Genomic DNA, 18,282 nt, shown 5'->3' on the forward strand with positions numbered 1-18,282 from the left:
TAACTATCAGTGGGGGATGAAAAAAACCCCCACTGATTGAAGTTTCACTTTATACGTTTACAGGTTCTTTTACTTTTACTGCCGATTCCTCTTTTTTATAACGCAAAATTGGTTGTCTCGCTGCCTGCACTTCATCTAATCGGCCAATCACTGTTGTATGTGGTGCTTCTAATACAATACCAGGGTTTTCTTCAACCTCTTTGGCTATTTGAATCATCACATCAGCAAATGCATCCATTGTTTCCTTTGACTCCGTTTCTGTTGGTTCGATCATCAAACATTCCTCAACATTTAACGGGAAGTAGATGGTTGGCGGATGATACCCAAAATCAAGCAGACGTTTGGCCATATCAAGGGTTCTTACCCCCAACTTCTTCTGTCTTGATCCAGATAATACAAATTCATGCTTGCAAATTTGTGAATATGGTGCATCAAAATAAGGCTCAAGTCTTTTACGAAGATAGTTCGCATGAAGGACAGCCCCTTCAGAAACTTCACGCAATCCAATTGGTCCCAATGTACGAATATAAGTGTATGCACGAACCAAAATTCCAAAGTTTCCATGATAGCCTTTTACACGGCCAATAGATAATGGATAATTTGAATTCAACACAAATTTATCGCCGTCTTTTTCAACACGTGGTACAGGTAAATATGGAAGAAGGAATTCCTTAACACCAACAGGACCTGCACCAGGACCTCCGCCACCGTGTGGACCAGTAAATGTTTTGTGAAGATTTAAATGCACGATATCGAAGCCCATTGTTCCTGGAGTTGTTTTTCCTAAAATCGCATTGGCATTCGCACCATCATAGTATAGTAATCCGCCTGCTTCATGAACTACAGCAGCAATTTCTGCGATTTCTTGTTCAAATAAACCAAGTGTATTAGGGTTTGTTAACATTAATGCAGCGGTATTACTATCCACATGTTTCTTTAATTCATCTAAGTTAACTAATCCATTTTCGTTTGATGGAATCGTTACTGTCTTAAATCCTGCAACGCTCGCACTAGCAGGATTTGTACCATGAGCGGAGTCTGGAACAAGAACTTTCTTTCTAACTTCACCTTTTTGCTCATGGTAAGCTTTAACCATCATTAATCCAGTCCATTCACCTTGAGCACCTGCAGAAGGCTGTAATGTTACTGCATCCATACCAGTGATTACAGCTAACTCTTCTTGTAGATTATATAAAAGCTCTAATGCACCTTGTACCGTTTCGCTTGGTTGATATGGGTGAATACGGCTTAAACCTGTTAGACGTGCCACATCTTCGTTAATTTTCGGATTATATTTCATCGTGCAAGATCCAAGAGGATAGAATCCATTATCAATCCCATGGTTTTTATTTGAAAGTGCAGTATAGTGACGAACAAGTTGAAGCTCAGATACTTCAGGTAGTTCTGCTGCTTCATCACGAATTAAGTGTTTTGGAAATTTATCTTGTAAATCAACACTTTTAACATCACTTTTCGGAAGGCTGTAACCTACACGACCTGAACGACTGATTTCAAAAATTAGATCATTATATTCAACCATTTACAACAGCCCCCAATGCTTCTACAAATTTGTCTATCTCTTCTTTTGAACGTTGTTCTGTTACCGCAATCAGCATTTGATTGTCAAATCCGTAATCAATACCTAAGTCATAACCACCAATGAGCCCTGATTCAAGGAGCTTAGTGTTAACTTCTTTAATTGGACGTGGTAGTTCTACAACAAATTCATTGAAGAATGCTGATTTGTTTAAAACGTTAAAGCCTTTGTTTTGAAGAGACTTTGCCATGTAGTCAGCTTTCTCAATATTTTGCTGTGCCATTTCACGAACACCATTCTTTCCTAATGCTGACATGCAAATAGAAGAGGCAAGAGCATTTAGTGCTTGGTTTGAACAAATATTAGAAGTCGCTTTATCGCGGCGAATATGCTGCTCGCGAGCTTGCAAGGTTAATACAAAGCCGCGTCTTCCTTGTTCGTCATGAGTTTGTCCTACAATACGACCTGGAATTTTACGCATATATTTTTGTTTAACAGCAAAATATCCGCAGTGCGGTCCCCCAAAGGACATAGGAACACCAAGTGGCTGCATATCCCCGACAACAATATCTGCTCCAAGTTTACCTGGTGATTGTAATAGAGCTAATGCAAGCGGGTTTGAACTTACGATGAAAAGAGCACCAACCTCATCAGCAATTTTCTTAATTTCTGTTAAATCTTCAATAGAACCGAAGAAGTTTGGATATTGAACAATAACAGCAGCCGTGCCTTTATCTACTTGTGCTTTAAGTTGTTCTAAGTCTGTTACATCTGTATCAAGACTTACTTCTTCAACTGAATATTCTTGACCCTTAGCAACAGTGTTTAAAATTGCACGTGATTCAGGATGAACAGCTTTTGAAATAACTACTTTTGAACGTCTTGTAGAAGCAACAGCAAGTGAGGCAGCTTCTGCAAGTGATGTAAAGCCATCGTACATGGAGGAGTTGGCCACATCCATTCCTGTCAGCTCACAAACCATGGTTTGGAATTCAAAAATTGCTTGTAATTCCCCTTGGCTGATTTCTGGTTGATATGGTGTATAAGCTGTATAAAATTCTGAACGTGAGATCATATGATCAACAACACTTGGAATGTAATGATCATATGTACCCGCACCTAGAAAAGTTGGATATTGATTTGCATTTAAATTACTTGCAGCAAGTTGGTTCAATTTCTTCATTAAAATAGGTTCTGGATCCGCATCTGGAATAGTTAATTCACCTTTTAAGCGAAGTTCAGATGGAATATCTTCAAATAATTCTTCGATTGAAGACATTCCTAAGAAATCGAGCATTTCCTTTTTATCTTGTTCCGTATCAGGGAGATATCTATAAGTATTCGCCATCTTATTCCTCTCCTTCTTCATTGATAAATGCTTTATACTCATCTTCATTTAAAAGGGATTCAAGCTCTTCAGGAACTGACATTTCCACTTCTACCAACCAGCCTTTGCTGAATGGATGTTCATTAATTGTCTGAGGAGCATCTTCTAACTCTTCGTTTATCCGGACTACTGTACCTGATACTGGAGCGAAAATTTCAGAAACGGCTTTAACCGATTCGATTGTTCCCATTGATTCATCCGCTGTTACTTCATCATCCACTTGCGGATTTTCAACAAATACGATATCTCCTAACTGTTTTTGTGCATAATCAGAAATCCCGATTCGTACTCGATTTCCGTCTAACTTTAAAACCCACTCATGTTCCTTGCTATATAGTAAAGTTGCAATTGCTTGTGTCATCATATTTTCTTCCCTTCAACGATTAATTAGAATTTAATAAGTTAAAAAAATCATTTTTAAGTATGTTTGTGGATTAGGTGTGCTGCCAGTTTGAGAGTCTGCGAGAGTATCTTTATTACTCTATTAACCCCTTTTATAAAATGGTGTTTTCACAACAACGGCATCAATCATCTTATTACGGATTTCCACTTTTAATGGTGTCCCCACTTCAGCATGTTCCGCAGAAATTAGAACAAGTCCAACACTTTTCTTTAAAGAGGGTGATTGAGTTCCGGATGTAACAACCCCAATTTCCTCTCCAGCTTCCGAAACAACCTTATAACCGTGACGCGGAATCCCTCGTCCAGTGACTTCAATCCCAACAAGCTTCCGTTTTAAACCTGATTCTTTTTGGGCGATAAGTGCAGCCTTTCCAATAAAATCGGATTCTTTTTTCAGTTTTACGGCAAAGCCAATTCCTGCTTCAAGCGGACTTATATCACTTAAAAGTTCTTGACCATAAAGTGCCAGACGTGCTTCTAAACGGAGTGTGTCACGTGCACCAAGTCCACATGGCTTTAAGCCGTCCTCACTTCCTGCTTCTAAAAGCTTTTCCCAAAGGGTGTCCGCTTGATCAGCAGCTAAATATAGTTCAAAACCATCTTCTCCTGTATAACCGGTGCGAGATACAAGTACATCTGTTACCCCGTCTAGATTGATATGTTGGGCAAATTTAAATGCGCCAATTTCTGATAGGTTGATATCAGTTAATTTTTGAACGATACCTTCAGCCTTTGGACCTTGAATGGCAAGCTGAGCGATTTCATTCGAAATATTTTGGAGCGTCATCTCCCCTTTTGCCTGTTGCTTCATCCAGTCAAAATCCTTCTCGATGTTAGCCGCATTAATGACGAGTAAATATTTTTCATTGTCTAATTTATATACTAATAAATCATCGACCGTTCCGCCTTCTGGGTAGCACATTGCGGTATATTGTGCTTGATTGATGCTAAGTTTTGTTACATCGTTTGTAACCAAGTAGTTAATGTAACTCTCTGCATCTTTTCCCTCAACGAGCACTTCACCCATATGGGAGACATCAAAAAGTCCTGCCTTTGTTCGGACCGCTTCATGCTCATCTAAAATACTGGAAAACTGCACTGGTAGTGCCCAGCCGCCAAAGTCAATAACCTTCGCACCATGCTTACCATAAGTTTCAAAAAGTGGTGTTTGTTTTAATGCTGTATCTATCCCCATTGTTATACCTCCTATAATTTCCTGCAAAAAAGCCGTTCTTTTACCTGTTTGCCTGTTTCTGTCGTTGCCAGTCCTCCAAGAGCTGTTTCCCGGAGTGTCCTAGGCATATCTTTTCCAACCCTATACATCGCCTCAATGACTTCATCACAAGGAATCCGGCTTTCAATCCCGGCAAGGGCCATATCCGCTGCTGAAAACGCAATGGAAGTCCCAATCACATTCCGTTTAATGCATGGCACTTCAACAAGTCCTGCTACCGGGTCACAAACCAAACCTAAGAGTGATTTCATGGCAATGGCAGTGGCATTCACGGCCTGTTGTGGTGTGCCTCCCTTTAGTTCAACGATTGTTCCGGCAGCCATGGCAGTTGCGGACCCTACCTCAGCCTGGCACCCTCCAGCTGCTCCTGAAATGAAAGAACGGTTTGCAATGACTAAACCAAGCATACTTGCAGTAAACAAGCCCATAACTAAATCTTTAAAGGGCGTACCATCATTTTTATGAAGCGAAAACAAAACTCCAGGTAAAATGCCGGCTGCTCCGGCGGTTGGCGTTGCTACTATGACCCCCATACGGGCATTACCTTCAGAGGTTGCCAATGAAAAGGCCATTGCATTACTTATATAATTTCCTGACAGACCCTTTCCCTGACTCATGTAATCATACATTTTCACAGCATCCCCGCCGGAAATCCCACTTGGTGCAGCTGAGTCATCTTTGATGCCGCTGTCGACAGCTTCTTTCATTTTGATTAGTCGCTCTCTCATCATGGCAATAATGGTTTCTTTGTTTCTCCCTGATTTTTCTGCTTCCATCATCAACATCATTTCGCCTATGGTTGTTTGTTCTTTTTCACAAGCTTCGACTAGTTCTCTCATCGACTGAATTCCCATCATATTGCCTCCATAAGCTCTTTCCTGATTGGTTGGTAATGACGAGCAAGGACGGCAAAATCATCCCCTGCACTCAATCGAATATCAACCATCTTCTCGTTAATCATAAAGATCTTAGATAAGCCGCCGCCTAGAGAAACACCGCCAACTTTAACAACATAATCACCGCACCTTGCTGTTACCATTGCAATATTTGGATGGTCGTAATACTCACAGTTTTCTGCAAAATCGAATTGGTACTGCATGCCATGTTTTTTAGCCCAATCTAATGAAGATTTAATTCGCGAGTCATCAGTATCCATCCCAAGTAATCCTCCGAGAAGTGCCTTATCTGTTCCATGACCTTGATAGGTTTCGGCAAATGAATCATAAAATACAATATTTGCTTTTTCCGGACAATCTCCTAACAATTCGAAGATAAACTTTCCGATTGATACGACTCCAGCTGTATGAGAACTCGATGGTCCCACCATAATCGGACCGATAATGTCAAAACAACTCTGAAATTCCATCCCAATTTGCCCCTTTCTTACACTGTTACAGCTTGTTGAAATAACGGATAGGCGCCACAAATCGTTTTTGTTGTTTCCTTTGCTTTCTCAAGCACGACTTTGTCCCCTTTACTCTTCAGAACAGCGGCAATGACTTTCCCGATTTCCACCATTTCTTCCTGCTTCATTCCGCGTGTTGTCAGAGCTGCAGTTCCCATCCGGATCCCACTCGTAACAAACGGTTTTTCCGGGTCATATGGAATCGTATTTTTATTTACGGTAATACCCGCTTCTTCTAATAATTTTTCTGCTTCTTTTCCAGTTAAATTCCACGGACGTAAATCTAAAAGAACGATATGATTATCCGTTCCCCCAGAAACTAGTGCAGCACCTTCATTTTTTAATGTTTCGCCAAGTGTTGATGCATTTTCAATGACCTGTTTTGCATATTCCTTAAAGCTTGGCTGCAGTGCTTCATTGAAAGCAACCGCCTTGGCTGCAATAATATGCATGAGGGGACCGCCTTGTATCCCTGGGAACACTGATTTATTAATGGCCTTTATGATGTCTTCATCATTGGTTAAAATTATTCCGCCGCGCGGACCACGGAGCGTTTTATGTGTAGTGCTTGTTACAACATCAGCAAATGGGACTGGTGATGGATGAAGACCAGCTGCAACAAGTCCCGCAATATGCGCCATGTCCACCATGAATTTTGCACCAACTTTGTCAGCAATTTGTCTAAAACGAGCAAAATCAATTACTCTTGGGTAAGCACTTGCCCCCGCAATAATCAATTTTGGTTTTTCTCTTTTTGCAATCTCTTCCAGTTCATCATAGTCAATCATTTGAGTGTCTTCTCTCACACCATAGGAGACAATTTCAAACCATTTTCCTGAAACACTGACAGGGCTTCCATGAGTTAAGTGCCCGCCATGTGAAAGGTTCATCCCCATGACCTTATCACCAGGCTGCAACAATGCGTAGAATACTGCAAAATTCGCTTGTGCACCTGAGTGTGGCTGAACATTTGCATATTTTGCGCCAAACAGCTTTGTTAGGCGATCAATCGCTGTATTTTCTGCTATATCAACAAATTCGCATCCACCATAGTAACGCTTCCCTGGGTAGCCTTCTGCATATTTATTCGTCATCACACTTCCCATTGCTTCTAATACATCTTGGCTTACGAAGTTTTCAGAAGCGATTAACTCCAATGTTTGATGCTGGCGTTCCTGCTCTTTCTTAATTGCTTCAAAAATAGTTGAATCATTTTGTTGTAATCCCATTTCTAGTCCTCCTTTTAATGGTTCAACTACCCTTTGATGTTTCAAACATGGAATATCTTCCTTATCACCGAAGATATTTTTTCCAAGTAAACCGATAGAAACACTCACTTTTTTGCACGCAAAAAAGGACAGAAAAGGGTAGCATAAAGATTGCTCTACCCTTCTCTGTCCTTTTACCTGAGAGTTTAGCTCTTTTACGAAAAGAACCTTCCCCTTTGGTGGCATAATTATTTATGCGCTCTCCAGAGTTGCGTCCAGTTATGGTTCCATCTACCTGAGAGATTTATTCCAAGGGTCTTTTTGGAACTTGCTCCTTCGGTGGCGTGTTAATTTGCACTCTCCCACAACCGTCATCCGCTCTATTTATTATTATTTTCAGAATAATCGCTAACATAATTCACGTCAAGCTTTTTTTATAAATTTTTGAAAGCGATAACAATAAAAAGTAATTAAGATCATTTATCGTTTGCTGTTAATTTTCTGCAATTTTTTCTTGATTCACTGGATCTGCATGGTTTTCCTTTTGATTCCGTACCTTATAAATAGCAATTAGCATAATAAACCAAACAGGAGTTACGAACAAGGCAACACGAGTATCTTCTGCTAGCCCAAGGACAACCAAAACGAATGCAAGAAAAGCAAGGATTAAGTAATTGGAAACAGGATAAAACGGCAACTTAAATTTATTTACTTTTGCCAAATCTGGTCTTACTTTACGGTATTTTAAATGGCTGATGACAGTAATTCCCCAAATAAAGATGAAACATACCGTAGAAATACTTGTAATTAGTGTAAATACTCCTTCCGGCATGATATAGTTTAAAATTACGGCAATGAGAATGACAACTGTTGAAAAGAATAATGCATTTGAAGGTATTTTTCGTGAAGTAAGTTTTGCGAATGGTACAGGTGCATTATTATCCTTGGCTAGTGAGTAAACCATCCGGCTTGTGCTGAAGATGGCGCTATTACATGCTGAAGCTGCGGATGTAAGCACGACAAAATTAACAATACCGGCAGCAGCTGCGATACCAACCGCTACGAAGACCTGGACAAACGGGCTTTTTGCCGGATTTATGGCATTCCAAGGATAAATACTCATAATGACAAATAATGCGCCAAGGTAGAAAATAAAAACACGGATTGGGATATTATTGATGGCTTTTGGGATTACTTTTTCCGGGTCTTTTGTTTCACCCGCTGTAAGTCCTACTAGTTCAATCCCTGTAAATGCAAACACGACCATTTGGAATGAAAGTATAAACCCATTTATTCCATTTGGAAACATGCCTCCATGGCTCCACAAGTTCTTGAAACTGGATGGCCCAGAATTTGTGGAAAAGCCTTTAATAATCATGACAAGCCCGATGAAAATTAGTGCCAAGATGGCAATTACTTTGATTAATGCAAACCAAAATTCCATTTCACCAAAAAGTTTAACAGTTGTAAGGTTCATAACTAACAGAATAACAAGAGCAATTAATCCTGGCATCCACTGTGGTACATTCGGAAACCAATATTGGGTATAGAGACCAACCGCTGTTAAGTCAGCCATGGCAATCGAAATCCAGCAAAACCAATAGGTCCAACCAGTGATAAAAGCTGCCATATTACCTAAATAGTCTCGAACAAAGTCAACAAATGAATGATAGTTCAAATTAGTTAAGAGTAGTTCGCCAAGTGCACGCATAATTAAAAAGCAAATGACACCTGTAATCATATAAGCAAATAAAATCGAAGGTCCTGCCAAATGAATAGATTTTCCTGCCCCAAGAAATAACCCCGTTCCAATTGCCCCGCCAATGGCGATTAGCTGAACGTGCCTGTTCTTTAAACCCCTATCTAATTTTTGTTCCTGCATTGATTCCCCTCTTTTCCTAATTTTTTCAAAGCGTGAATACACCCTCATCATGTTTCAGTAAATCCAACCTATTTTCTTTACCTCCTTTTTGACAACAAAAAAGGACAGAAGAAGGCATTATTACTGCCTTCTCTGTCCTTTTACCTGAAAGTTTCCTGCTAAAAAAGCAGATCCCCTTTGGTGGCATATAAAGAAATATGCACTCTCCAGAGCTACGTCATGTACTGGTCCTTATTACCTGAGAGATTTATTCCAAGGCTTTTATGGAATTTGCTCCTTCGGCGGCAACATTTGTTACTCTCTCCCAATACAATCAACCGTAAAATATTCTATTGTTTTTTGAAGAATCGAATAGTTGAAAGCGGATTCACAAAATTATATTCTCATAAACTAGTTTATTTGTCAATTCAGTTATTAGGGAAAATTCAAAATTTTTGATAAAAATAAAAGAATAGCAGTAATCACTACCAATGCCGCTATTCTCTTCTACCTTGAACTTGAAGGCATTCTTCCACGACTCGATCTTTCATAATAAAGCTGTATTCATCACCAAACCGGAGTTGTAAAAGATCTCCTTTCACAAGAACAGGGCCATTGGTTTCGTAATAGGTATTCGTTTTGTTTAACATGCTCACGATTCCCCAAAAAATTGCCTTTACAAAAGGACCTTTTGGATCGATTACCCTGTATTCCCCGATTCGCCTTAAATCACCAAGAAGAGCCCCTGTTTCTTCATAAACCTCACGACGCGCCGTTTCTTCCAGTGTTTCTCCTTCCTCCATTTTTCCCCCAGGAAATTCAAGACCACGTGTTTTATGACACGTCAATAACCAGGAATCTTTATATTGACAAATGACCAGTACGTGCTTTGCCTTTTCGGGAAAAATTTTTTCAGAAAAAGATAACTCAACTTGATTCCCATTTTGATCAATAAACTCTATCATCTCATTACCGCCTATTACCGTTGATTCTTTTATTATAATCAATAATCAGGAAACAAAAAATCCTTATCTTTGGATGGATAAGGATTTCCTTTTATTATTCACTTTTTGGCAGGATATTCATCGTTTCAATATGATTCCTTGCTTCCTCATCACCGAGTTTGAAAATTATTCCATAAACCTGTTGAATCGTACTATCATACCGGTGGTTTTCACGATCATGGTGATATTCAACATAGGGAATATGGGCGCGGATAAAATTATCCCATTCCGTTGAATAGTTCTGATCAAATAATTCACGCAGCTCAGTAATTTCTTCATCCGTTGCTTGAATTTTATAGCTCCATGTTGAACTCCGGGCACTTTGTGTTATATGCCCTGTTCCAACATCTATATAATAGGTTTTCTTTTGTCCATCCATGCAGTCAGCCCCTTTTTCTTGGCCATTTCCTCTGAAATTTCGGAGGCAGCCCAATTTTCTTAACACTAATTATCATTTTCCACAAAGTGATACATTTTATTCTTTTTATTTCATCCGTTCGTATTCATTGACAGAATGTTTAATGAGTAGTAACATTATTACTATATAAAACTTATTCTATTAAGATATAAAATTCATTTTCCTTTAGCATTTGGTTAATCATTTATTTATGACTATATGAAAAAGGAAATCTATAATTTTAACGAAAAATGGAATAGGTTAATTCGGAATATGCTTCCTTTTTGACAAGGAAGGAACAATTATATAATAAGGTAGACTAGTAAAAAGCCTAAAATAGGCTAGTTAAAAGTAAACCGACAATTTTCAGCGTATAATAGTTTGATTACAAAACTATTATACATTGAAAAATTGTCGGTTTTTTTGTTTTAAAAATGTTAAGTAGAAAGGAAATTGATGCAAATGATTTTACTGCCTACGATTTTTTTTCTCATGGTTGCACTTTCTGTGCTTAGCTCCATGTTGCTATTAAATCCGAAAGTTCCCTTGAATTTTGTACGTGTTCATACTGCAATTCTTTTATTGCCCGCGATCTCCGCACTAATCGCCCTGGTTTTTAGAAATGGAGAAATAAATTTCGGCCCGTGGCATCTTGATTCATTATCGTGGCTGCTTGCATGTTTTGTATTTACGATTAGTTTTATTGTGCAGCGGTACTCCGTTCATTATTTACTTGGGGAACATTCTTACCGGAAGTATTTTACACTGCTTACCATGACTACGGCCGCCGATTCTCTTGCCTGGTTAAGTAATGATACCCGATTATTATTACTTTGCTGGGGAGCGACACTTCTAGGATTGACCCTTCTCATCGGATTAAAAAAAGAGTGGCAAATTGCCCGAAATGCTTCTAGGCTCTCCGGTCGTCTTTTCGCCCTTGGTTGGATCATCTTATTGTCAGCTTTTCTCTGGATTAGACAGGCAACAGGACAGTGGCAGTTGTCAAAGGTACTTTCAGAGAATAGTCTTGAGCAACTTGATTCATGGGAAAAAACCTGTATATGCTTGCTGGTAATCGTGGCCGTTATGATTCCAGCCGCACAATGGCCTTTCCACCGCTGGCTGTTAGATTCAGTTATTGCGCCAACACCTATTTCTGCTGTGATGCATGCAGGGATTGTAAATGCCGGTGGAATTATGTTAACCCGATTTGCACCATTTTTTAGTGGAGATGTGGCACAGGTGGTTCTGTTAGTATTATCAAGTTTTTCAGTTTTAATGGGTACGGGAATTATGCTGGTCCAGGTTGACTATAAACGACAACTCGTAGGCTCTACGATCGCACAGATGGGCTTCATGCTGATTCAATGTGCATTAGGGGCTTATTGGGCAGCCATCATTCACGCTGTGTTACACGGTCTATTCAAGGCCACCCTTTTCCTTCAGGCTGGGGCTGCGGTGCAACACCGTAAATCAATCATCAGGACCACACAACCTTCATCTTGGTTATGGACAATCAGTGGGGGCGTTTTAGGATTGTTCCTGGGTGCTGTCTTTTGGTTGACTTCCCCTAAAGACGGGTATCAATTAATGAGCGCTATCATTTTAGGATGGTCTGTCTTACTAGCCTGGAAACAGCTTGTTGCACATGCAAACGGTAAGGTCGGGCGAGTAGCAGGATTTATACTATTTGCAGGGGCAGGTATTGTTTTCCACTTCGTGCATACCGCCTTTTATAGATTGTTAGAGGAAACCGTTCAAATTGGAACTGGAACACAACCTCCTGCCCTTGCAACCCTTATGCTTCTGGTTATTGTGCTAGCTTGCAGTGCTCTTGGTTTATTACTATTTCATTATCGTTCATCCGCGGCCTTTGCTGTCATTTATCTGTGGCTCTTACGGTTAAGTGAACCGAAAAATAAATTCTTTGAAAGCCATCCAAAGTATCTGACAAGATTACTGTCTCAAGGAGGAAATTTACGGTGAGTACTACATTAACATTGGCACGATCATCCAGTTTAGAAAAGGAATCTTATCCCCAGCATCTTAACGATTTGGTGAAATCAGCCGCTGAAATCATATCACCCCTTGGACCTATTAATACGTTTGCTGCGCGAAATCCGTGGATGGGATTAGAACAGCAACCATTTGAGAAAGTCGCCCGTCGGCTCAAGGATGTTTGTGATGTCGATATTTATCCGACAGAATCTATATTAAAGTCGGCATATAAACGAGGTGAAATTGGACAGGAATTTCTCGAAATTGTCCTTCATAATTGGCTGGATTCACTATCTTTAGACGTACCGCGTGATGTTGCAGAACGCTTCTGTCGCTCTGCACTTTTGATGGACCACCCTCCTTCCAAACTACCACAAACACAGGAGTTTAGAAGGTTCGAAAAGAAACTAAGTCATTTTAAGCATAAGATTTCCGAAAAACATGCCATTAAAACGTTTAGTCAATACTTGGATCAACTCGGAAATGAAGGAACAGCTAAAGATCTCAATCGCCACATGATTAAGTGGTGTAAATTATTTCTCGATGAATCCCAGGCTGTTTTGTCAATGCCGAATCGGGAAGATGGTTTCTATCATGCTTGGCGGGGATTAGTCAAGTATGACCCAGCATTAAAATCTTCTGTACGCTTAGAACTTAATGATTTACCTGAAAAAGCTGAAGATGCTTTAATGAAGGCTTTGATGAAGCTAGAAATTCCTTTTTATGAGATACAGGAGTATCTAGAAGCTCATTTACTTGCTCTTCCAGGCTGGGCGGGAATGATGCTTTGGCGCTCACAGAAATCATCCCAGGAAAATTCACTGCTTGAGGAATATTTGGCTGTTCGAATTTCTCTGGAATATGCTTTGATTAAACCTTATCTTCCCTTGCCTGAGAAAAAAATAGAGGATAAAGTCTTAATAGAACCGTTGGCTGCAGCCTGGGACGAGTGGGGTGGCATACCACTCAACAGATTAGCCCAGTTATCTACTGCAGAACTAAAAGCACATTTCACACTTGCCCATCGTTTTGATCGGGTTGTCCGCCAGCGCCTCTGGTTAGAAGCATGGGAAAAAACATACGAAAATCAATTAAAGAAAATAATCGAATCAAAACAACCGAATTCAGAAAAGTATGTAAAACCTGTAATGGCACAATTTATCTTTTGTATTGATGTACGCTCTGAGCCTTTTCGCCGTAACCTTGAACAAGAGGGACCATTTGAGACAATGGGAGCTGCTGGTTTTTTCGGTTTGCCAATCGAAACCTCTGAGCTTGGATGTCATCACAGCCATAACTCTTTACCGGTTATGTTTAAACCGCAATTTAAAGTAAAAGAAACTTCATCTGAACTGGAATTAAAGCAGTATCAACAAAGAAGGAAGGCTGCTCATTCACTCAATTCAACATTTAAGACAATGAAACATAACCTTCCTTCAAGCATGCTGCTGCCGGAGATTAGCGGTCCATGGATGGGCTTACAAACGTTAGTAAGAAGTTTTGTTCCTAGAGGGGCCGGATCTGCTTTACGCATAATTCGAAAAACTTGGCTGCAAAAACCTTCCACTAAACTCTCATTAGAACGTGAGTATACTTTACATTCAGAGTTGCCTGTTGGATTTACTGATGAGGAAAAAGTGTCCTACGTACGTCAAGCACTGAAGATGATGGGACTTACTGAATATTTCGCTCCATTAGTGGTTATTTGCGGTCATGGAAGTCATAGCACAAACAATCCTTATGCCTCTGCACTTGACTGTGGTGCATGTGGTGGAGCCTCGAGTGGATTCAATGCCCGAGTGCTCGCGTCCTTGTGTAATCTTCCAAAGGTTCGGCAAACTCTCGCTAGGGAGGGAATTTCGATTCCGGTTGATACGGTTTTTGCGGCCGCCGAACATATTACTACACTGGATAAATTGAATTGGCTTTATGTTCCGGAACTTTCGGATTCAGCCAAGGAGGCATTTGATCAAATAGAGTCCATATTGTTAAAAGTTAGTGAAAAAGCCAATGCTGAACGTATACCACAATTACCAAATATCAACTTGACTTGCAAAAATCCGAAGAGAGAAGCAGAACGCTTTGCAGAAGATTGGAGTGAAGTACGTCCAGAGTGGGGCCTGGCACGCAATGCCTCCTTTATTATCGGAGAACGAAACCTAACCCAAGATTGCAATTTGAACGGAAGAGCTTTTCTGCATAATTATAAATGGCAAAATGATAAAAATGGTGATTTACTTTCCGCTATCATTAATGGTCCAGGAACAGTTTGCCAATGGATTAACTTGCAGTATTATGCCTCTACTGTTGCACCGCATTATTATGGCAGTGGAAATAAAGCAACCCAAACCGTAACTGCCGGTATCGGAGTGATGCAAGGGAATGCCAGTGACTTATTATCCGGACTTCCATGGCAATCCGTTATGCATTCTGATGAAGAGGTCTATCACGCTCCAATAAGACTTCTGATGGTAATTCAAGCGCCAAGAGAATATGTGCAAAGGGCACTTAACCAGAGTCAAGAATTCTATCAAAAAGTACAAAATGGATGGATTCGGCTTGCATCTATTGATCCAGAAGGAAACTGGGAGAGTTGGTCATAACAGCTCTTCCCCTCACATAATGCAATTATAATGTTTCATATTTATTTTTAACTTTTAAAAAGAGAGAAGGAACAGGAATCAATATGGATAAGTCAAAAGGAATGGTTGAAGCTGAAATAAGTAAAGCTTTAACTTATTGGGAAAAAAGTTATCTTGGACGTGGATCAGTATCTGTTAAATCAGATATCTTACGGGATATGATTTTTGTCATATTGCATGGTATTTTATCTCCAGCTGAATATTCATTATGTCAGGACAAAGAGGGATTGCTATCCGTTAAGAAGACCCGAAATAGTTTAGTGGAATCAGGTATAGAAGAATTAAAGGAGATTATCTTTACGATCACGGGTCAGGAAGTGATTAGTTTTTACACTGATATTAGTACACGTACTGGAGAACGAATCATGGTTTTTAAGCTCTCTAATAATTTAGAGAACAAATTATCTTGAGAAGGTGAATGAAATGTATATAGATGGGAAGAAAAAAATCCTTTTTGTTATTGGAATGGACCAAAAAATTGAAGGGCTTATTAAAGAAAATATCAAAATGGATCCTGAGGACTTCTTAATTTTGCAGTGTTTCCAACCAGTCATTTCGCCATTCGGTGATTTAATGAGGGACATCATCCTTTCTGTTTATCAGGAAAATGTAGATGAAATTATTGTGGCAGTTTCAGAAAATAACCACAATAACTTAGAGGCAATCGTTAAAAAGATAAACGAAAACAAAGAAATTCAGAACAAAATTCAAATATTTGATTATCTTTTTAAACATTGCAAGCCAGAGTATCCAGCAGATAGTATAATGGAATGGCTCGAGGGCAGTGGTACATTTAAAGATAATGTATATACAAGTGTGAACGTTATTCAAAACCACCCATTGATTCCTTCCCATGTAAAAGTTAGGGAATTATTCATCAATAAGGCAGAGCCTGCTTTCTTATAAGAATAACTTCAACCTAAAAAGGGGTAGTGAAACACTACTCCTTTCCTAACTAACCCCAAATAATACTTCCGAAAAGATAATTTTATTCTTTTTTAAATTTTGGTTCATTTTTTAGAAATGAATGCTGTATAATTATCATAAAATTAAGGTAACAGATTTTTTATTATGAAAAAGGGATAAAATAGTGATTAAGTAAAATATTCTCATAGGAGGTGACCAATTTGAAATTAGTTGATGAACTATACGAAATGTATCGGAATAAATTGACTGGTGACGAAGAAGATATTGATATGCTGGCATTCGCTTTTCTTGAGGAAATGTCCCATGAAGATTTACTCTCATTAATCCAAGATATGGATAAACAAGAACTTTACGATTTAATGGGGTTATATTTAATCGAAAGTTTAAAGGGCAAATTTGCTCAAGAAGAATATGGACAGCACCGGACACATACCTTTTATCCTCGTAATATACATTAATTTTACATATAGAATAAAGAGAAATTGCCTTTGGGCAATTTCCTTTTTTGTACAAAAAAAGGTTAATGGCATGCTACAATAGTGTGGGAAGGGAGGAAAAAAAGATGTATGCAGTTTTCGTAGTATGTATTGTAATTGTAATCGTTGTTTTACTGCTTGCAGTTATTACCACCTCTAAAGCCTACTCATATAAACATTCCGTTGATCCATTGGAAGATAATCCTTATGCAGAGAAAGAAAACAAGGATGAAGAGGAACAAAATAGGCCATAAAAAAACTCCTATTCGATTGAATAGGAGTTTTTTTGCTATGCAAATACTTGCTTTAATTCCTCTTTGCTGATTTTAAGCCATTCACGCATTAAATCTTTAGCAGCTTCTAAATTGTGAAGCTTTGCCTGCCCGCACTGCCTTTCTGTTGCTGCAGGAACTTCTGTTGCTTCAAGAGAAATTTTCATTGTATCTTCAATAAGGTCAATAATTTCATCAACTGTTGGTTCTCCATTAACAACAAGGTAATAGCCCGTTTGACAACCCATAGGCGAGATATCAATAATGCTGAAATCATACTTTTCAGCAGCCTCACGAATATTATGTGCCAGTAAGTGTTCAAGAGAATGAATGGCATCTGGTTTCATGGCCGCTTTATTTGGCTGGCAAAATCGGATATCAAATTTATTAACAACACCGTCACTGCCTACCTTTTGGACACCACAGTGGCGGACATACGGGGCTTTAACAGCATTATGATCTAGATCAAAGCTTTCAACTGAAGGCATTCATATCACTCCTTTACTTATTTCTTCCCTATCATACTATAAAATCCGAGTTCTTACATCTACTTAGTTCAAATTAACAATTTAGACGTTACTTTAAAATTATGATATGTTGTAGATATTGATTCTCTAGAGGTGAACTGCATGATTAAAAAAACATTTATTGGGTTGATTCGTTTTTACCAATTGGTGATTTCACCTTTAAAACCGCCAACCTGCCGTTTTTATCCCACCTGCTCCCATTATGGCATGGAGGCCATTCAACGCTTTGGAGCTTTTAAGGGCGGCTGGCTGACAATCAAACGGATATTAAAATGTCATCCCTTTCATCCAGGCGGTTTCGATCCTGTTCCTGAAAAAAAAGTGCGGCGAAAAGGTGATTAGTCCTCGTAACCGTTGACAATCAAATCAAGCTTTCCTGTCTTTGGATCAATAACAAGGCCGTGAACCGGTACGCCTTCTGGCATTAGCGGGTGATACTTAATGGTATTTACACTGTGAACAACACTCTCTTGAACGTTATCAAATCCATGCAGCCACTCTTCAAAATCAACCCCTGCATATTTTAATGTCTCAAGTTTTTCTTCTGAAATACCCCGCTTTTTCATACTTTCAATTACCGGGCCTGCTTTTAGTCCACTCATGCCGCAATCATGGTGGGCAATGACCATTACCTCATCTGCTTGTAATTCAAAGACTGCAATCAAAATGCTGCGCATAATACTACCAAACGGATGGGAAACAATCGCACCAGCATTTTTGACAAGTTTGATGTCCCCATTATTTAAATTCAGCGCTTTTGGCAATAACTCTAATAATCTGGTGTCCATACAGGTAAGGACCACCATTTTCTTTTTTGGAAATTTGGTCGTTTCATATTTTTCATATTCTCGATTTTCCACAAATTGCTTATTAAATTCCAAAATATCATTTAACATTTTCTTTCCTGTCATAGCCATCTACCTTTCGTATCTATTTCCTTTTCTCTATCTTATATAAATTCTGCTTGCGGCAGTAAACTTTTTGCTTGCAAATAAGGTTATTTTT

Annotated in this window: 19 protein-coding genes and 2 riboswitches; of the genes, 7 read left to right on the forward strand and 12 right to left on the reverse strand. The window is 39.1% G+C overall.

Going from position 1 to position 18,282, the window contains the following annotated elements; all coding sequences use genetic code 11:
- Positions 1–49: 49 nt before the first annotated feature.
- From gcvPB to RCG21_RS27375, 10 genes are all read right to left on the reverse strand, one after another.
- Entirely contained in the window at positions 50–1,540 is a 1,491-nt protein-coding gene (gene gcvPB / locus RCG21_RS27330) for an aminomethyl-transferring glycine dehydrogenase subunit GcvPB (protein WP_133334262.1), read from the reverse strand.
- Positions 1,533–2,885 (reverse strand): aminomethyl-transferring glycine dehydrogenase subunit GcvPA, encoded by a 1,353-nt coding sequence (gene gcvPA, locus RCG21_RS27335; RefSeq protein ID WP_133334261.1) that lies wholly within the window; start codon positions 2,883–2,885, stop codon positions 1,533–1,535. Before gcvPA ends, gcvPB begins: the two co-directional genes overlap by 8 nt.
- A gap of 1 nt (position 2,886) precedes the next feature.
- Complete coding sequence (gene gcvH, locus RCG21_RS27340; RefSeq protein ID WP_026572110.1) at positions 2,887–3,285, reverse strand: glycine cleavage system protein GcvH; 399 nt, start codon at positions 3,283–3,285, stop codon at positions 2,887–2,889.
- Between the two features lie 123 nt (positions 3,286–3,408).
- Positions 3,409–4,521, reverse strand: coding sequence for a glycine cleavage system aminomethyltransferase GcvT (gcvT, locus tag RCG21_RS27345; protein WP_133334260.1), 1,113 nt, complete (start codon positions 4,519–4,521; stop codon positions 3,409–3,411).
- A gap of 11 nt (positions 4,522–4,532) precedes the next feature.
- Positions 4,533–5,414: an L-serine ammonia-lyase, iron-sulfur-dependent, subunit alpha gene (sdaAA, locus tag RCG21_RS27350; RefSeq protein WP_133334259.1), complete on the reverse strand. Its 882-nt coding sequence runs from the start codon at positions 5,412–5,414 to the stop codon at positions 4,533–4,535.
- A complete protein-coding gene (locus RCG21_RS27355; RefSeq protein WP_133334258.1) occupies positions 5,414–5,926 on the reverse strand; it encodes a serine dehydratase beta chain in 513 nt (170 codons plus the stop codon). The genes sdaAA and RCG21_RS27355 overlap by 1 nt, the downstream gene beginning before the upstream one ends.
- A 17-nt stretch (positions 5,927–5,943) precedes the next feature.
- Positions 5,944–7,194 carry a serine hydroxymethyltransferase gene (glyA, locus tag RCG21_RS27360; protein WP_308913946.1) on the reverse strand — a complete coding sequence of 417 codons (1,251 nt, stop codon included), beginning with the start codon at positions 7,192–7,194 and terminating at the stop codon, positions 5,944–5,946.
- A gap of 155 nt (positions 7,195–7,349) precedes the next feature.
- Positions 7,350–7,450: riboswitch (glycine riboswitch) on the reverse strand.
- A 216-nt stretch (positions 7,451–7,666) separates the two neighbouring features.
- Positions 7,667–9,055, reverse strand: a complete 1,389-nt coding sequence (locus RCG21_RS27365; RefSeq protein WP_133334256.1) for an amino acid permease — start codon at positions 9,053–9,055, stop codon at positions 7,667–7,669.
- Between the two features lie 215 nt (positions 9,056–9,270).
- Positions 9,271–9,372: riboswitch (glycine riboswitch) on the reverse strand.
- A 159-nt stretch (positions 9,373–9,531) separates the two neighbouring features.
- On the reverse strand, positions 9,532–9,999 hold the full coding sequence (ytkD, locus tag RCG21_RS27370) for an RNA deprotection pyrophosphohydrolase (protein WP_133334255.1): 468 nt from the start codon (positions 9,997–9,999) through the stop codon (positions 9,532–9,534).
- Between the two features lie 94 nt (positions 10,000–10,093).
- Complete coding sequence (locus RCG21_RS27375) at positions 10,094–10,417, reverse strand: hydrolase (RefSeq protein WP_133334254.1); 324 nt, start codon at positions 10,415–10,417, stop codon at positions 10,094–10,096.
- Positions 10,418–10,891: 474 nt separating this feature from the next.
- On the opposite strand from RCG21_RS27375, the gene RCG21_RS27380 reads away from it, so the two are divergent.
- The 6 genes from RCG21_RS27380 to ytzI all read left to right on the forward strand — a co-directional run bounded on the left by RCG21_RS27380 (position 10,892) and on the right by ytzI (position 16,732).
- The gene (locus RCG21_RS27380) at positions 10,892–12,421 is read left to right on the forward strand and encodes an NADH dehydrogenase subunit 5 (RefSeq protein WP_308913947.1); all 1,530 of its coding nucleotides are present in this window, start codon (positions 10,892–10,894) and stop codon (positions 12,419–12,421) included.
- Between the two features lie 14 nt (positions 12,422–12,435).
- Positions 12,436–15,036, forward strand: a complete 2,601-nt coding sequence (locus RCG21_RS27385) for a DUF2309 domain-containing protein (protein ID WP_308914302.1) — start codon at positions 12,436–12,438, stop codon at positions 15,034–15,036.
- 83 nt (positions 15,037–15,119) lie between these two features.
- Positions 15,120–15,485, forward strand: coding sequence for a Na-translocating system protein MpsC family protein (locus tag RCG21_RS27390; RefSeq protein ID WP_133334251.1), 366 nt, complete (start codon positions 15,120–15,122; stop codon positions 15,483–15,485).
- 13 nt (positions 15,486–15,498) lie between these two features.
- A complete protein-coding gene (locus RCG21_RS27395) occupies positions 15,499–15,981 on the forward strand; it encodes a carbonic anhydrase (protein ID WP_133334250.1) in 483 nt (160 codons plus the stop codon).
- 221 nt (positions 15,982–16,202) lie between these two features.
- A complete protein-coding gene (locus tag RCG21_RS27400) occupies positions 16,203–16,460 on the forward strand; it encodes a DUF6154 family protein (RefSeq protein ID WP_133334249.1) in 258 nt (85 codons plus the stop codon).
- 104 nt (positions 16,461–16,564) lie between these two features.
- On the forward strand, positions 16,565–16,732 hold the full coding sequence (gene ytzI, locus RCG21_RS27405) for a YtzI protein (protein WP_133334248.1): 168 nt from the start codon (positions 16,565–16,567) through the stop codon (positions 16,730–16,732).
- Positions 16,733–16,767: 35 nt separating this feature from the next.
- Here the strand turns inward: ytzI and RCG21_RS27410 are convergent, their stop codons facing one another.
- Positions 16,768–17,238: an S-ribosylhomocysteine lyase gene (locus RCG21_RS27410; protein ID WP_133334247.1), complete on the reverse strand. Its 471-nt coding sequence runs from the start codon at positions 17,236–17,238 to the stop codon at positions 16,768–16,770.
- 144 nt (positions 17,239–17,382) lie between these two features.
- On the opposite strand from RCG21_RS27410, the gene yidD reads away from it, so the two are divergent.
- Positions 17,383–17,619 carry a membrane protein insertion efficiency factor YidD gene (yidD, locus tag RCG21_RS27415; RefSeq protein ID WP_308914303.1) on the forward strand — a complete coding sequence of 79 codons (237 nt, stop codon included), beginning with the start codon at positions 17,383–17,385 and terminating at the stop codon, positions 17,617–17,619.
- Here yidD and RCG21_RS27420 read toward each other — a convergent pair.
- Positions 17,616–18,188: a beta-class carbonic anhydrase gene (locus RCG21_RS27420; RefSeq protein WP_133334245.1), complete on the reverse strand. Its 573-nt coding sequence runs from the start codon at positions 18,186–18,188 to the stop codon at positions 17,616–17,618. The genes yidD and RCG21_RS27420 overlap by 4 nt on opposite strands.
- Positions 18,189–18,282: the final 94 nt, after the last annotated feature.

Origin of the sequence: Bacillus salipaludis (genome assembly GCF_030938565.1) — a bacterium.
GTDB classification, from domain to species: Bacteria; Bacillota; Bacilli; order Bacillales; family Cytobacillaceae; genus Neobacillus; species Neobacillus salipaludis_A.

Coding starts and splice junctions, on each gene's coding strand:
- gcvPB (WP_133334262.1), bottom strand. CDS start 1,540: ATGGTTGAATATAATGATCTAATTTTTGAAATCAGTCGTTCAGGTCGT.
- gcvPA (WP_133334261.1), bottom strand. CDS start 2,885: ATGGCGAATACTTATAGATATCTCCCTGATACGGAACAAGATAAAAAG.
- gcvH (WP_026572110.1), bottom strand. CDS start 3,285: ATGACACAAGCAATTGCAACTTTACTATATAGCAAGGAACATGAGTGG.
- gcvT (WP_133334260.1), bottom strand. CDS start 4,521: ATGGGGATAGATACAGCATTAAAACAAACACCACTTTTTGAAACTTAT.
- sdaAA (WP_133334259.1), bottom strand. CDS start 5,414: ATGGGAATTCAGTCGATGAGAGAACTAGTCGAAGCTTGTGAAAAAGAA.
- RCG21_RS27355 (WP_133334258.1), bottom strand. CDS start 5,926: ATGGAATTTCAGAGTTGTTTTGACATTATCGGTCCGATTATGGTGGGA.
- glyA (WP_308913946.1), bottom strand. CDS start 7,194: ATGGGATTACAACAAAATGATTCAACTATTTTTGAAGCAATTAAGAAA.
- RCG21_RS27365 (WP_133334256.1), bottom strand. CDS start 9,055: ATGCAGGAACAAAAATTAGATAGGGGTTTAAAGAACAGGCACGTTCAG.
- ytkD (WP_133334255.1), bottom strand. CDS start 9,999: ATGATAGAGTTTATTGATCAAAATGGGAATCAAGTTGAGTTATCTTTT.
- RCG21_RS27375 (WP_133334254.1), bottom strand. CDS start 10,417: ATGGATGGACAAAAGAAAACCTATTATATAGATGTTGGAACAGGGCAT.
- RCG21_RS27380 (WP_308913947.1), top strand. CDS start 10,892: ATGCAAATGATTTTACTGCCTACGATTTTTTTTCTCATGGTTGCACTT.
- RCG21_RS27390 (WP_133334251.1), top strand. CDS start 15,120: ATGGATAAGTCAAAAGGAATGGTTGAAGCTGAAATAAGTAAAGCTTTA.
- RCG21_RS27395 (WP_133334250.1), top strand. CDS start 15,499: ATGTATATAGATGGGAAGAAAAAAATCCTTTTTGTTATTGGAATGGAC.
- ytzI (WP_133334248.1), top strand. CDS start 16,565: ATGTATGCAGTTTTCGTAGTATGTATTGTAATTGTAATCGTTGTTTTA.
- RCG21_RS27410 (WP_133334247.1), bottom strand. CDS start 17,238: ATGCCTTCAGTTGAAAGCTTTGATCTAGATCATAATGCTGTTAAAGCC.
- RCG21_RS27420 (WP_133334245.1), bottom strand. CDS start 18,188: ATGACAGGAAAGAAAATGTTAAATGATATTTTGGAATTTAATAAGCAA.